The sequence below is a fragment of the Citrobacter sp. Cpo071 genome (genome assembly GCF_030332765.1).
GTDB classification, from domain to species: Bacteria; Pseudomonadota; Gammaproteobacteria; order Enterobacterales; family Enterobacteriaceae; genus Citrobacter; species Citrobacter portucalensis.
In genome coordinates, this window is record NZ_JAOWHE010000084.1 from 321162 (window position 1) to 335009 (window position 13848).

Genomic DNA, 13848 nt, shown 5'->3' on the forward strand with positions numbered 1-13848 from the left:
CAAAAAGGAGATTAACCATGCAGTTTTCGACAACCCCTACGCTGGAAGGACAGAGCATCGTGGAGTACTGCGGTGTTGTTACCGGTGAAGCCATTTTAGGCGCGAATATTTTCCGCGATTTTTTTGCCGGTATTCGCGATATTGTCGGCGGTCGCTCCGGCGCGTATGAAAAAGAGCTGCGTAAAGCGCGTGAAATTGCTTTTCAGGAGCTGGGCGAACAGGCGAAAGCGCTGGGTGCTGATGCGGTGGTCGGTATCGATATCGATTACGAAACCGTAGGCAAAGACGGTAGCATGCTGATGGTGAGCGTCAGCGGTACCGCGGTGAAAACTCGCCGATGAAACGTCTGTTGTGTCTGCTGGCATTTACGCTGTTGCTGGTGGGATGTGCTGGCGAAAAAGGGATTGTCGACAAAGACGGGTATCAGTTAGATACCCGCCGTCAGGCCCAGGCTGCTTATCCGCGCATTAAAGTACTGGTTATCCATTACACGGCCGATGATTTTGACTCTTCCCTGGCTACGCTGACCGATAAAAACGTCAGTTCACACTATTTGATCCCCGCAGTGCCGCCGCTTTACCATGGTAAACCGCGTATCTGGCAACTGGTGCCGGAAAAAGATCTGGCCTGGCATGCGGGGATTAGCTTCTGGCGCGGTGCTACGCGTATTAACGATACCTCAATTGGTATTGAGCTGGAAAACCGCGGCTGGCAAAAATCAGCGGGCAGCAAGTATTTTGCGCCGTTTGAGCCCGCGCAGATTCAGGCGTTAATCCCATTGGCGAAAGATATCATCGCCCGCTACGACATAAAACCGCAAAACGTGGTGGCTCATGCAGACATTGCGCCGCAGCGTAAGGACGATCCCGGTCCGCTGTTTCCGTGGCAAGCACTGGCCGCTCAGGGCATTGGCGCATGGCCGGATGCTCAGCGTGTGGCATTTTATCTCGCTGGACGAGCGCCCCATACGCCGGTAGAAACCGCGTCATTGCTCGATCTGCTGTCACGCTATGGTTATGAGGTAAAACCTGAGATGACGCCGCGTGAACAGCAGCGGGTGATTATGGCGTTCCAGATGCACTTCCGCCCGACGTTGTGGAATGGCGTGGCGGACGCTGAAACGCAGGCGATTGCTGAAGCGTTACTGGAGAAATACGGGCAGGGTTAACGCAGACACCAATGCCTGATGGCGCTTCGCTTATCAGGCCTACGGTTAATTTGGCAGGATTTTGTGGCGCTTGTGCCGCCACCCTGCAAAGGCTATCAGCCTAACGCGGCAGCTTACCGTGGTCGCGCAGCCAGGCCGCGGTACGCTCAATCCCTTCATCCAGCGTCACAACTGGCTGATAACCTAACTCTTCCTGGGCGCGGCTGGTATCCAACGTAAAGTCAAAATTCAGCTTCGAAACGCCGTAATGCGTAAGCTTTGGCTCTTTCGCCGATTTATTGCCTAAGCGCTCCATGCTGCGGGCAATCATGTCCAGCATCGGGTAGGGCACGGAGCGGATACGGCAATCAATATTCAGCTCGTCGATAAGTTTCTGCACAATACTGCGCAGGGTGCGATGTTCACCGTTGGTTATATTGTACGCGCGACCCGACGGCAGCTTATCGCAGGCTTCCTGACTCGCCAGCCACATCGCGTGAACCGCGTTCTCGTAATAGGTCATATCCACCAGCGCACTCCCGCCGTGCGGCAACAGGATGCTGCCGTAGTGGTACATCATATGGGCGAGGCGGGGAATAAAGACTTTATCGTGAGGTCCGAACAAGCTTTGTGGGCGCAAGACAGTAAAGCGAGTCTGCGGGTTGGCCTGGGCGAGCAGCGCAATCACCTCTTCACCAGCCGCTTTGCTGCGGGCGAATTCGTTGGCGAAGCGATGGGGACGGAAGTCTTCTTTGATATCGCGATGATGGTGATAATCAAAATACAGCGACGGAGAGGAGATATGAATAAAGTTACGTACGCCCCAGGCTACGGCCCACTCGCCCAGACGGCGGGTAGCACGAACGTTGGCCAGATCAAAAGCTTCCTGAGTTCCCCATGGAGAGGTGAAACTGGAGCAGTGCCACAGCGTGTCAATGCCGGCCAGCATCACTTTTGCCTGCGAAGAAACCAGCTCGGTCAAATCCGCATGCACAAATTCTGCGCCCATTTTCTCCAGCAGCTTGCCCATCGCTTCGTTGCGACCGGTGGCTCTGACGCTGACGCCTTTGCTGCATAAAAACTCAACCGCGTTTCGGCCCAAGCCGCTGGTGGCTCCGGTAACCAGTACCTTCATATCAATCCACTGTGTTTAAAAAACGTCGTGCGCATTCTTCCGTGAATTACGCCTGTATGCAATGGGAAACATGAAAGAATACAGGCTCTTTTTATCATTAGTCTGTGATTTGTTCTGCAAGTTTGGCTATACGCTTCGCCATCCCCCTGAAAATGAACAGGTGGGCGGGGATCATCAACAGCCAGTAGAAGAGGCCAGGCATACCGTGCGGATGCCACCACGCGCGTACATCAATGCGTCGGTGATCGCCTTTATCTTCCAGTGTGAAGCTCAGGCGACCCAGTCCCGGCGCTTTCATCCCAAACAGCAGCGTCAGCTGTTTCTCCGGCTCAACGATGATGACTTTCCAGCTATCAACGGTGTCGCCAACTTGCAATAGTGGGTGTTCGGGACGACCTTTTGCCAGCTTATGGCCGACCAGCAGGTCCAACGCCGCGCGCGTCTTCCATAGAATATTGCCAAAGAAATAGCCTTCTTTGCCGCCGAGTCGATTCACAACCTGCCACAGCGCTTTTGTGCTGGCAGAGGTTTCAACGCTAAAGCCAGCTTGTTTGGCGAAATAGCCATATTCTGGACGCCAGCGGGCAAACGCCTGTGCGTCGTAACCCCAGTCGCTGGAGTTGACCAGCTTCTCTTCTTCCTTCAACGTGCTGCGCACCGCGTCATCAAAGGCAATCAGTTTTTGTGGGATCAGCGCACGTAATTCGGTGTCATCAGCCAGCAGGTCGTGTTTTAAGCCCTGGATCAGCGCTTTGGCCGTGGTTGGCGGCACTGACGTAATGACGTTCAAAAACCAGACCGAAATCCAGCGGGTAGGAAAGGGGATGGGGATGAGCAGGCGATGTTTACCGCTGACCACCATAAAATGCTCGAACTGTTCCTGATAGCTCAACACCTGCGGCCCGGCGGCTTCGAGGACGCGGTGATGTGGTGTGGGATTTTCCAACAATGCCACCAGATAGTACATTAAATTCTCCAGCGCGATAGGTGTGGTACGCGAGCGTACCCAGCGTGGAGGGGTGAGAACCGGTAGGTTGTAAACCATATCGCGCATGACTTCAAAAGCAGCGGAACCAGCCCCCACGATAATGCCCGCGCGCAATTCCGTCATTGGCACGCCTGACTCGCGCAGGGTGTCTGCGGTTATCTGTCGCGCACGCAGATGATCGGATTGTTCATGCCGGGGAGCCTGCAATGAGCTCAGGAAAATAAGCTGTTTAACTGGCGTATTACGCAGCGCATCGCGCACGTTCATCGCCACCTGACGTTCGTGGGCGATAAAATCACCGCCTTCGCCCATACCATGAACCAGATAATAAACCGTATCAACACCCGTCAGCAGCGGGGTGAGGTTATCTGGCCAATTCAAATCGACCTTGTGGCAACTGACATTGGCCAGTTGCTGCTTTTCCAGCCGTTCAATGCGACGTGCCGCAGCCAACACCTGGTGCCCTTGCTGACTGAGCGCCTGTACCAAATGCTGACCAATGTAGCCACTGGCGCCAAGAACCAAAATCCGTTGCGGCACGCCCATCTCCTTATTGGGTTAAAAAAGCGCGCCAGTGGGCGACGACTTCAGCAAGTTGTTCACGTGATACGTCCAGGTGCATCACCAGACGCACAATCGGGGAGGCGTTAATCAGCACGCCTTGCGCTTTCATATACTCGCCCAGCGCGGCAGCGTGCTCTTCGCCAACGCGAACAAACAGCATATTGGTGTCGTGGCGCATGACGTCCGCCCCTGCTTCGCGCAGCTGCTCCGCCATCCAGGCGGCGTTGTCATGATCTTCCTGCAAACGCGCCACGTTATTTTTCAGCGCATACAGCCCGGCCGCTGCCAGAATACCGGCCTGACGCATTCCGCCGCCGGTCATTTTGCGCCAGCGAATAGCGCGTTTGATGTACTCGTGGCTGCCGACCAGCAGTGAACCAACGGGGGTACCGAGGCCTTTGGAGAGGCAAATGGTGAACGAATCACAGTATTGCGTGACATCTTTAAGTTCACAGCCGTAGGCGACGATGGCGTTAAAAATACGTGCGCCGTCGACGTGCAGGGCAAGATTACGCTCACGGGTGAATTCCCAGGCGTCTTTCAGATACTCGCGCGGCAGCACTTTGCCGTTGTGGGTATTTTCCAGGCTGAGCAAGCGGGTGCGGGCAAAGTGGATATCGTCCGCTTTGATTTTCGCAGCTACTTTGTCCAGAGGCAGGGAGCCATCTGGTGCGGCGTCGATAGGTTGCGGTTGAATGCTACCGAGCACCGCTGCGCCACCTGCTTCGTAGAGATAGTTATGCGCGCCCTGACCGGCAATGTACTCTTCGCCACGCTGACAATGGCTGAGCAGCGCCACCAGGTTAGCCTGAGTACCGGTAGGTAAGAAAATAGCGGCTTCTTTACCAGAAAGCTCTGCGGCGTACTGCTGGAGGGCGTTAACGGTAGGATCGTCCCCATACACGTCATCCCCGACCGGGGCTGCCATCATCTCTTCCAGCATGGCGCAACTCGGCCGGGTGACGGTATCACTGCGTAAATCAATCATGGTGTCTCCTTATTACACTTCATCCTTCAAGCTGCCTCGGCGTTGGCCGCACCCTTAAACCCCAGTCACATAGTATACCTATGCTCCTGGGGATTTTCGGGCTAGCCGCCTTGATGCATCATGAATGATTTTGTGTGTGATTTAATAAGGATGTTTTACCTGAGCCAGTTCGTTTTCGCCAGTTCGATCACTTCATCACCGCGTCCACTGATGATTGCACGCAGCATATACAGGCTAAAACCTTTGGCCTGTTCGAGTTTGATCTGCGGCGGGATCGCCAGCTCTTCTTTCGCCACCACCACATCGACCAGCACCGGGCCGTCAATTGACATCGCCCTTTGTAGCGCTTCATCAACCTCTGAGGATTTTTCCACGCGAATGCCTGTAATGCCACAGGCTTCGGCAATCCGCGCGAAGTTGGTGTCGTGCAGTTCAGTGCCGTCGGTCAGATAACCGCCAGCCTTCATCTCCATCGCCACAAATCCCAGTACGCTGTTGTTGAAGACAATAATCTTCACCGGCAGCTTCATTTGGACAACCGACAGAAAGTCTCCCATCAGCATGCTAAAGCCGCCGTCACCGCACATTGCCACAACCTGGCGTCCTGGTTCGGTCGCTTGTGCGCCGAGTGCCTGCGGCATGGCATTCGCCATCGACCCGTGGTTAAACGATCCGAGCAGGCGACGTTTGCCGTTCATTTTCAGATAGCGTGCTGCCCACACCGTTGGCGTACCAACGTCGCAGGTAAAGATGGCATCGTCAGCGGCAAAGTGGCTGATCTGCTGCGCCAGATACTGCGGGTGAATGGCTTTATCGCTGGGTTTGGCTAAATCATCCAGCCCTTTACGCGCCTCGCGATAGTGCTCCAGCGCTTTGTCCAGGAATTGCCGCTCGGTTTTCTCTTCCACCAGAGGCAGTAGGGCACGGAGAGTGGATTTAATATCGCCTACCAGCGCCATATCCACTTTACTGTGCGCGCCAATGCTCGCCGGATTGATATCAATCTGAATAATTTTGGCGTCGGTGGGGTAGAACGGGCGATAGGGGAACTGGGTGCCAAGCAGGATCAACGTGTCGGCATTCATCATGGTATGGAAGCCGGATGAAAAGCCAATCAGCCCGGTCATACCCACATCATAGGGGTTATCGTACTCAACATGCTCTTTACCACGCAGGGCGTGAACAATCGGCGCTTTAATTTTAGCCGCAAACTCAACCAGTTCTTTATGCGCACCGGCGCATCCGCTGCCGCACATCAGGGCGATATTGCTGGAGTAGCGCAGCAGTTGCGCCAGTTTTCTCAGCTCTTCTTCTTGTGGAGTCACCACCGGGAGCGGCGCATGATACCAGTGCGTGGTGGCGCTTTCAGGTGCAGGTTTTAGCGCCACGTCACCGGGTAAAACCACCACGGAAACACCGCGGTTGAGCACCGCCTTTCGCATGGCAATTGCCAGCACCTGTGGGATCTGTTCTGGGCTGGAAACCAGCTCGCAATAGTGGCTACATTCGCGGAACAACTCTTGCGGGTGGGTCTCCTGAAAATAACCGCTGCCTATTTCACTGGAGGGAATATGCGCGGCGATTGCCAGTACCGGGACGTGGTTGCGGTGACAATCAAACAGCCCGTTAATCAGGTGCAGGTTGCCTGGCCCACACGAGCCTGCACAGACGGCCAGTTCGCCCGTCAACTGTGCTTCAGCGCCCGCGGCGAAGGCCGCAACCTCTTCATGACGGGTTGGCATCCAGTCAATTGTTCCCATACGATTCAGACTGTCACTCAGACCATTTAGCGAGTCACCCGTTACACCCCAAATGCGTTTTACGCCAGCCTGTTCGAGTGTTTTAGCAATAAAAGCGGCAACCGTTTGTTTCATGGTTTTCCTTCTCCTCTAATGTGATACCGGTTACAAGTTTAGATGAAGATAATAGTTATGCTTCTCATTTCCCCCTTATTTCCGGCAGGTTTCATTTAACCTGTATTAAGCGTAGTTTGTTTTAGACATGGTGAAACAAGGAATAAATTCAAATGGTTATAAAACTATTAAATTCAGTTAACCGAGTACTGACTCACGAAGATTTTGGCAAGTTATTGTTACGCTTTGCCGTAGGTGGGCTGATGCTGTTTCATGGGCTGCATAAACTCTTTGCGGGTATTGATGGCATCAGCGGTATGTTGATAGCGAAAGGTTTCCCAGGCTTTATTGCGTATGGCGTTCTGTTGGGAGAGGTCGTGGCACCGTGCCTGATTATTCTTGGCATCCTGACGCGTCCGGCGGCGTTGGGGCTGGCGTTTACGATGGTTGTGGCGTGGCTGATGGTCGGGATGGGTGAAACCTGGACACTGGATAAAACCGGTGCATGGGCGATTGAAAGTCTGGTTTATTTCTTCATCGGCGCGCTGGCCGTGGCGTTTTTGGGGGCGGGGCGTTACTCCGTTGCCGGGAATTCAGCCTGGCGATAGTTACCATCTGAGAGTCTATACCGAGGCGGGAAAGCGTAGCATTGCTCCGCCTCGTCGTTCAATTTGTCGCTAATCTAAATGTCGTCACTGTTCCATAGTTTGTGCCGACGTCTCAGCGCTCGCTGCGTCAATGCCCTTGCCATCGCGGCGCCTATTTCAGCGCTGACCACCAGTCCCTGAATAAACGGACGATCGTGCATTAACCACGGCAGCCCGCCAAAAGCGATGCGATTGCGGGCGTTTTCCGGCGCTTGCAGCGTGTAATCTTCGCCGATATCCGGGATCTCATCGCCACAGGCCAGCAGTTGATCGCGTAGCGTTGGGAACGGGATATCTTTGCTCTGCAATGCCCGTTGTCCTCGGGCGTCAATAAACACATCAAATTCGCTGCGCTGACCGTGGTGGGAAATTACCGTTATTTCCTGTTCATTCATGCGCTCATAATCTGTGCCGAGCGCGAGGATCTCAATCAGCCCGGCTTCGTGCAGCGCCAGCAGTCGGCGAACTGACTCTGACGGGATTGCCGCATAGTTATCAATAAATACCCGCGCCAGTCCGCGCTTGAAACGTTTTTCGTCGTGGGTATCAAGATGAGGGACTATCTCCTCGATAACCTCGTGCAGGCGCAGCAAGGTATAGCGCCAGGCGACGGTATGTTGTTTCTGCTTGTTGCGCTCAACTTCTACCAGGTTACGTCTCGCCCAGTCAAAAGGGTCATGCCTGAGCCTGTCGTCGAAATAGACTTCGGAGAACGTGTCGGCGTTAAGCGTCGCAAGCGCCACCTGTTGGCACCAGCCTGGCGCCGCGTCTTGCAGTTGTTGCGCCATAAGCTGAAAGATGCGGTCCAGTAATCCGTTTTGTCCATGGGCAATGGCATCTTCAATTGCTTCTGGCGTCGCGATATTCAGCGATTCATACGGAAGGGGGCAGTAAAAATCCGCTTCAGGCAGTACCCCGCTGCGCGACATCAGGGTTAGTTTCAGGTTTTGACTGTCGGATTTAGGTGTGAATTGCAGTGAATGGTCGGTATTGGTAGTGAAGGTGCCATGCTGACTGGCCACAGCCATCGCGGCGTCGATAGCACTTAACGAGGTGCCCAGAATCCCTACCCGGCAAGCACCAATCTGCGCGTCCATCAGACCGGTCCACGGACTGGGGAAAAATTTGCGTTCCTGAGCATCCGTTTCAGGCCACAGATGACCAGTGGCGATAGCGGCGAAATCCACCTCAACGGGCTGTGACGCGTGGTTGATCCACAAAGAAACCCCATTCGGGTCTGCTCGCAGGTCGGTGACTTCGCTTGATTCATGTACGCGAATCGTGAAACCGGCTTGTTGCGCTTTCTCGACAATGGCTAAAAAACGATCGCGATAATAGTCGCCGAGGATCACGCGGGGCAAAAATTGCCGCTCATGCAAAGACGCGCGTTCAATCTGAAACTGGGCCAGATAGTCATCACTTTGATTCTGAAGCCACGTCAGATAACTGATATAGATCGGCGGGATCTCAATGCTGGCTATATTTGCCAGCATGTGGTCTGCGTTGTTGTCGCTATTGTAAGGCATGCCAACGCCCGCCTCTTCAGCTTGCTCGTAAAGCTCTATTTCCAGCGGTTCACCGCGCTCAACCAGGGCATGAAACGTATAAATCCCGGTGGGACCGACGCCGACAATGGCCACTTTTTTCATGGGGATCCTTGTAGAAAGTTCGACGTGCTAGTCGGGGATTATGTTTAATCTGCGCAGGGTAAGTGTGGTCGATAATTTGCGGGGAGAGTGAAAACATCAGAATTTTGCAACGCCTGACAGCATAAAAAAGGCCACCCGGTACAGCCAGGCGGCCTTTTGCACATCAGATCCCGGCCAATTATGCCAGCACTAAATCACCCTGCGGATGACAGGAACAAGCCAGCACATAACCTTCAGCGATTTCTGCGTCGGTCAGCGTCATAGTGCTGCTGACCGTGTAGTTACCGTCAACCACTTTGGTTTTGCAGCAGCCGCAAACACCTGCACGGCATGCGGCGACAACCGGAACCTTGTTGCTTTCCAGCGCTTCCAGCAGCGTACTGCCCACTGGCGCGTAGAACTCTTTCGCCGGCTGTAGCTTGGTAAACTTCAGGCCACTGGTGGCGGCTTCGGCAACAGGTGTGAAGAACTGCTCTTTAAAGAAGCGCGTCACACCCAGCGCTTTGACTTCTTTCTCGACCAGATCCATATACGGTGCCGGGCCACAGGTCATCACGGTACGCGAGGTCAGATCCGGTACGCTTTTCAGCAGTTCGGTCGTCAGTCGGCCGGAAACAAAACCTTCTGTGGCATTGTTTTCAGCAACTAATGTCACCGGATATTCGCGCCACTCGTCGGCAAAAATGACATCTTGCGGCGAGCGAACGTTAAAGATTACCTGTACATCCGCTTGTGGGCGGTACTTTGCCAACCAGCGACGCATTGACATGATTGGCGTGACACCACAGCCGGCGGCCAGCATCAGGAACTTGTCTTCCGCTTTATCTTCACAGGTGAACTCACCCATTGCATCCGACAGCCAGATATAGTCGCCGCGCTTCACGTCGCGGGTTAGCCACTGTGAACCTGCGCCATCGTCAATCCGGCGGATGGTCAACGTGATGTACTCGCTAACGCCCGGCGTTGAAGAAATGGTGTAAGCACGCAGCGTATCCGCTGAATTACGTACGCTGACCAGTGCATACTGCCCGGCGCGGTAAGGATAATAATCGTGGCATAGCAACGAAATTGTCCATACATCCGGCGTTTCCTGATGGATGTGGTGAACCTGCATCCGCCATGGGCACTGATGAGTTGGCATTGTCATTCTTTACTCCTTACGCGCTCAGCAGTTGCTTCATGTCTTCTTCAACGGTGGTCACGGAACGCAGACCAAATTTCTCGTTGAGAACTGCCAGCAGATCCGGTGTGAAGAAACCAGGTGCAGTCGGGCCAGTGACGATGTTTTTCACGCCCAGAGACAGCAGGGTCAGCAGAATAACAATCGCTTTCTGTTCGAACCAGGAGAGCACCAGAGACAGTGGCAGATCGTTCACGCCACAGCCCAGTTTCTCAGCCAGGGTTACCGCCAGGATGATGGCAGAGTAAGCATCGTTACACTGACCAGCATCCACCAGACGCGGCAGGCCTTCGATATCTCCGAACTCCAGTTTGTTGAAGCGGTATTTACCGCAAGCAAGGGTCAGGATCAGGCAGTCATCCGGCACGCTGGTGGCGAAGTCGGTGAAGTAGTTACGTTCACCACGTGCACCGTCACAACCGCCAACCAGGAAGATGTGACGCAGTTTTTCGCGGCTCACCAGGTCGATCAGGGTATCAGCAGCGCCCAGCAGGGTCTGACGACCGAAACCTACGGTGATCAGGTGCGGGATTTCGCTGTACGGGAAGCCAGCCATCTGCTGTGCCTGAGCGATAACCGGACCGAAGTTGTCGCCTTCGAGGTGGCTCACACCCGGCCAACCGACGATGCTACGGGTCCAGATACGGTCGTCGTACGCGCCAACGGTCGGGTCGATGATGCAGTTAGAGGTCATGACGATCGGACCTGGGAAGCGGGCAAACTCTACCTGCTGGTTCTGCCAGCCGCTGCCGTAGTTGCCGATCAGGTGCTTGAACTTACGCAGTTCCGGGTAGCCGTGCGCCGGCAGCATTTCACCGTGGGTATAAACGTTAACACCGGTACCTTCGGTCTGCTCCAGCAGGTTGTACAGATCTTTCAGGTCGTGACCGGAGATCAGGATGCACTTACCTTCGGTTGCTTTTACGTTGACCTGAGTCGGGGTCGGGTGGCCGTATTTGGTGGTTTCACCGGCGTCCAGAATGCTCATCACTTTGAAGTTCATCTGGCCGATTTCCATTGAACACTCCAGCAGAGCGTTCATATCGGCAGGCCAGGTACCCAGCCATGCCATGATTTTGTGGTACTGAGCGTAGATTTCGTTGTCGTACTGACCGAGAACGTGCGCGTGCTCCATGTAAGCTGCCGCACCTTTCAGGCCGTATAGACACAGCAGACGCAGGCCGAGAATGTTCTCGCCAATGGCTGCTTTGTCTTTGTTCGGGGTAAATTCAGCGGCCTGACGTTGCAGGTCGCCCAGATCGTCGCTGACCAGTTGCAGATCGGCCATCGGGTTGGCGACCGCTGCGTTCGCGTCGATGTTCAGGCATTGCGCTTTCAGGGCATCGCGCATGGCGATAGCTTCACGGGCATAGCCAACAATACGCGGGGAATCGAAGTTAACGTTAGTCAGCGTGGAGAAGAACGCACGCGGCGCAAAGTTATCAACCTCATGGTCGATGATGCCGTATTCACGTGCTTTAACAGCCCATGCAGACAGACCTTGTAGGGAAGCAATCAGCAGATCCTGCAAATCGGAGGTTTCAGCCGTTTTACCGCACATACCCTGCGCGTAAGAGCAGCCGTTTCCTGCCGGAGTACGGATGGTTTGTTCACATTGCACACAAAACATGGTCACACCTTTTAAAGTTATATTTGATATACATGTTTAAGGTTATGCCTGTGCGCGAAGGGATAAAAGGGATTTCTGCTACTACTTGCAGGGAGATTGATTTAGCGCAATTTTGGCGGTAGCTGACTACCGCCAGAGAGGTATTTGTTCCGGCGTCAGGCGGAGAAAAACGCCATCAGCAGAGGCACTAACAGACTCAGAATAAAGCCGTGGACGATGGCTGCCGGGACCATTTCCAGACCGCCGCTGCGTTGTAAAACGGGCAGGGTGAAATCCATTGATGTCGCGCCGCATAATCCCAGCGCGGTAGAGCGGCTGCGGCCCACCATTCCTGGAATCAACATAATGGCGATCAGCTCACGGGCCAGGTCGTTAAAGAAGGCGGCACTACCAATTACGGGCCCGAATGATTCGGTTAACAGAATACCGGACAGGGAATACCAGCCAAAACCTGATGCCATAGCCAGCGCGGTTTTCAGCGGTAGACCGAGGATCAAGGCATTGATAACCCCTGCCAGCATCGAACTGACGACGACGACGACGGCCACGATCATCCCCCGACGGTTCAACACAATTTGCTTTAAGGTCATGCCGCTGTTGCGCAGTTGAATCCCCACCAGGAACAGTAAAAAGATTAACGTATATTCGCTGGCTTCGGTGGCATGCTGCAGAATGGGAAGCCCAGTGAGGCCGAGCAGGAAACCGATGACGACGACGCCGCAAAGCTGAAGCGACTCAAGCGCCATTGCAATTCGCGAGGGGAGCTTTTCTTGCTTGTGGTTGTGTCTCCAGGGCAGCGAACGCTCCAGCCAGAACAGCGCCGCAATATTACACAGTATAATGACCGTCACGCTGACCGCAGAATAATGAAGAATGGCTAACAGGTTGCTGGCGAGATTATCCAGAAACGCCAGGCTAATACCCATAAAAAAGAGAATAAGGTAGACGATCCAGCTTAACAGGCGATTGATAAGTTGTAATGCAGCCCTGTGCCGGAGCGGAATAAGGTAGCCCACAATAAGGGGAACCAGAATGATTAACAGCCCTGAAAACATGAAAATCAGATCCTTGCTGAGAAGTAAGACGAAATGCGTCACTATAACCTAAATAATTCAAGTTGCAGGAAGGCGGCAAGGGAGTGAATCCCCGGGAGCGTACATAAGTACGTGACTGGGGGGAGTGAGCGCAGTCAACACATCTGCAACTTGAAGTATAACGGGTATACACACTACTCAATGCAAAGAGGGGAGTAAAGTTGCAAATAAAAGGAAATATAGAGAGGAAAAAAAAGACCTGACTTTCGCCAGGCCTTTTTGTTAGCGATTAATCGCGTTTTTCGAGCAGGGTGCGGTAAATAAGACCGCCGAGAACCCCACCGATAATCGGCATGACCCAGAAGAACCACAATTGTTGCAATGCCCAGCCGCCCTGGAAAATGGCTACTGCGGTACTACGTGCCGGGTTTACGGAGGTGTTGGTGACCGGAATACTGATCAAGTGAATCAGTGTTAACGCCAGACCAATTGCGATAGGTGCAAAACCTGCCGGAGCATGTTTATCGGTCGCGCCGTGGATCACTAATAAGAAACCTGCGGTCAGAATAATTTCAATGACGACGGCAGAAAGCATGGAATAACCGCCTGGTGAATGTTCACCAAAGCCGTTCGAAGCAAAACCACTGGCCGTTGCATCAAAACCTGCTTTACCGCTGGCAATAAGATACAGTGCCGCAGCTGCAACAATACCGCCCACAACCTGAGCAATAACGTAACCAATAACATCTTTTGCCGGGAAACGACCGCCAGCCCATAAACCGAAGGTTACCGCCGGGTTAAAATGCCCGCCTGAAATATGACCCACAGCGAATGCCATGGTTAATACTGTCAGGCCGAATGCCAGCGCGACACCGGCAAATCCAATTCCCAATTCCGGGAATGCGGCTGCCAGCACTGCACTACCGCACCCACCAAAAACGAGCCAAAACGTACCGAAGAATTCAGCTGCTAATTTCCTGAACATAACCACCTCAATTAAAAGTTCCGGGTTCGTGTTCCTTGCCCGGTAATT

At 53.8% G+C, this 13848-nt stretch carries 12 protein-coding genes; 3 read left to right on the top strand and 9 right to left on the bottom strand.

What is annotated here, in order from left to right; translation table 11 throughout:
- Positions 1 to 17: 17 nt before the first annotated feature.
- Together OGY09_RS16795 and OGY09_RS16800 are read left to right on the top strand one after the other, a co-directional pair.
- Entirely contained in the window at positions 18 to 341 is a 324-nt protein-coding gene (locus OGY09_RS16795; RefSeq protein ID WP_001160725.1) for a heavy metal-binding domain-containing protein, read from the top strand.
- A complete protein-coding gene (locus tag OGY09_RS16800) occupies positions 338 to 1168 on the top strand; it encodes an N-acetylmuramoyl-L-alanine amidase (protein WP_032943958.1) in 831 nt (276 codons plus the stop codon). Before OGY09_RS16795 ends, OGY09_RS16800 begins: the two co-directional genes overlap by 4 nt.
- Positions 1169 to 1268: 100 nt before the next feature.
- Here the strand turns inward: OGY09_RS16800 and OGY09_RS16805 are convergent, their stop codons facing one another.
- The 4 genes from OGY09_RS16805 to poxB all read right to left on the bottom strand — a co-directional run bounded on the left by OGY09_RS16805 (position 1269) and on the right by poxB (position 6696).
- Complete coding sequence (locus tag OGY09_RS16805) at positions 1269 to 2282, bottom strand: 3-beta-hydroxysteroid dehydrogenase (RefSeq protein ID WP_003834312.1); 1014 nt, start codon at positions 2280 to 2282, stop codon at positions 1269 to 1271.
- Between the two features lie 97 nt (positions 2283 to 2379).
- Positions 2380 to 3810, bottom strand: coding sequence for an SDR family oxidoreductase (locus OGY09_RS16810; RefSeq protein ID WP_032944483.1), 1431 nt, complete (start codon positions 3808 to 3810; stop codon positions 2380 to 2382).
- Positions 3811 to 3820: 10 nt separating this feature from the next.
- Positions 3821 to 4822 (bottom strand): low-specificity L-threonine aldolase, encoded by a 1002-nt coding sequence (gene ltaE / locus OGY09_RS16815; protein WP_032943957.1) that lies wholly within the window; start codon positions 4820 to 4822, stop codon positions 3821 to 3823.
- A 155-nt stretch (positions 4823 to 4977) separates the two neighbouring features.
- Positions 4978 to 6696 carry a ubiquinone-dependent pyruvate dehydrogenase gene (gene poxB, locus OGY09_RS16820; protein ID WP_032943955.1) on the bottom strand — a complete coding sequence of 573 codons (1719 nt, stop codon included), beginning with the start codon at positions 6694 to 6696 and terminating at the stop codon, positions 4978 to 4980.
- A gap of 152 nt (positions 6697 to 6848) precedes the next feature.
- Between poxB and OGY09_RS16825 the strand changes: the two genes are divergently transcribed.
- Positions 6849 to 7283 (top strand): DoxX family protein, encoded by a 435-nt coding sequence (locus OGY09_RS16825; RefSeq protein ID WP_003834302.1) that lies wholly within the window; start codon positions 6849 to 6851, stop codon positions 7281 to 7283.
- A gap of 74 nt (positions 7284 to 7357) precedes the next feature.
- Here the strand turns inward: OGY09_RS16825 and OGY09_RS16830 are convergent, their stop codons facing one another.
- From OGY09_RS16830 to aqpZ, 5 genes are all read right to left on the bottom strand, one after another.
- Positions 7358 to 8971 carry an FAD-NAD(P)-binding protein gene (locus OGY09_RS16830; RefSeq protein ID WP_032943954.1) on the bottom strand — a complete coding sequence of 538 codons (1614 nt, stop codon included), beginning with the start codon at positions 8969 to 8971 and terminating at the stop codon, positions 7358 to 7360.
- A gap of 178 nt (positions 8972 to 9149) precedes the next feature.
- The gene (hcr, locus tag OGY09_RS16835) at positions 9150 to 10118 is read right to left on the bottom strand and encodes an NADH oxidoreductase (RefSeq protein WP_003027256.1); all 969 of its coding nucleotides are present in this window, start codon (positions 10116 to 10118) and stop codon (positions 9150 to 9152) included.
- Positions 10119 to 10128: 10 nt separating this feature from the next.
- The gene (gene hcp / locus OGY09_RS16840) at positions 10129 to 11781 is read right to left on the bottom strand and encodes a hydroxylamine reductase (RefSeq protein WP_003834297.1); all 1653 of its coding nucleotides are present in this window, start codon (positions 11779 to 11781) and stop codon (positions 10129 to 10131) included.
- 155 nt (positions 11782 to 11936) lie between these two features.
- Positions 11937 to 12836, bottom strand: a complete 900-nt coding sequence (locus tag OGY09_RS16845; RefSeq protein ID WP_032943953.1) for a LysO family transporter — start codon at positions 12834 to 12836, stop codon at positions 11937 to 11939.
- 268 nt (positions 12837 to 13104) lie between these two features.
- The gene (aqpZ, locus tag OGY09_RS16850; protein ID WP_003840208.1) at positions 13105 to 13800 is read right to left on the bottom strand and encodes an aquaporin Z; all 696 of its coding nucleotides are present in this window, start codon (positions 13798 to 13800) and stop codon (positions 13105 to 13107) included.
- Positions 13801 to 13848: the final 48 nt, after the last annotated feature.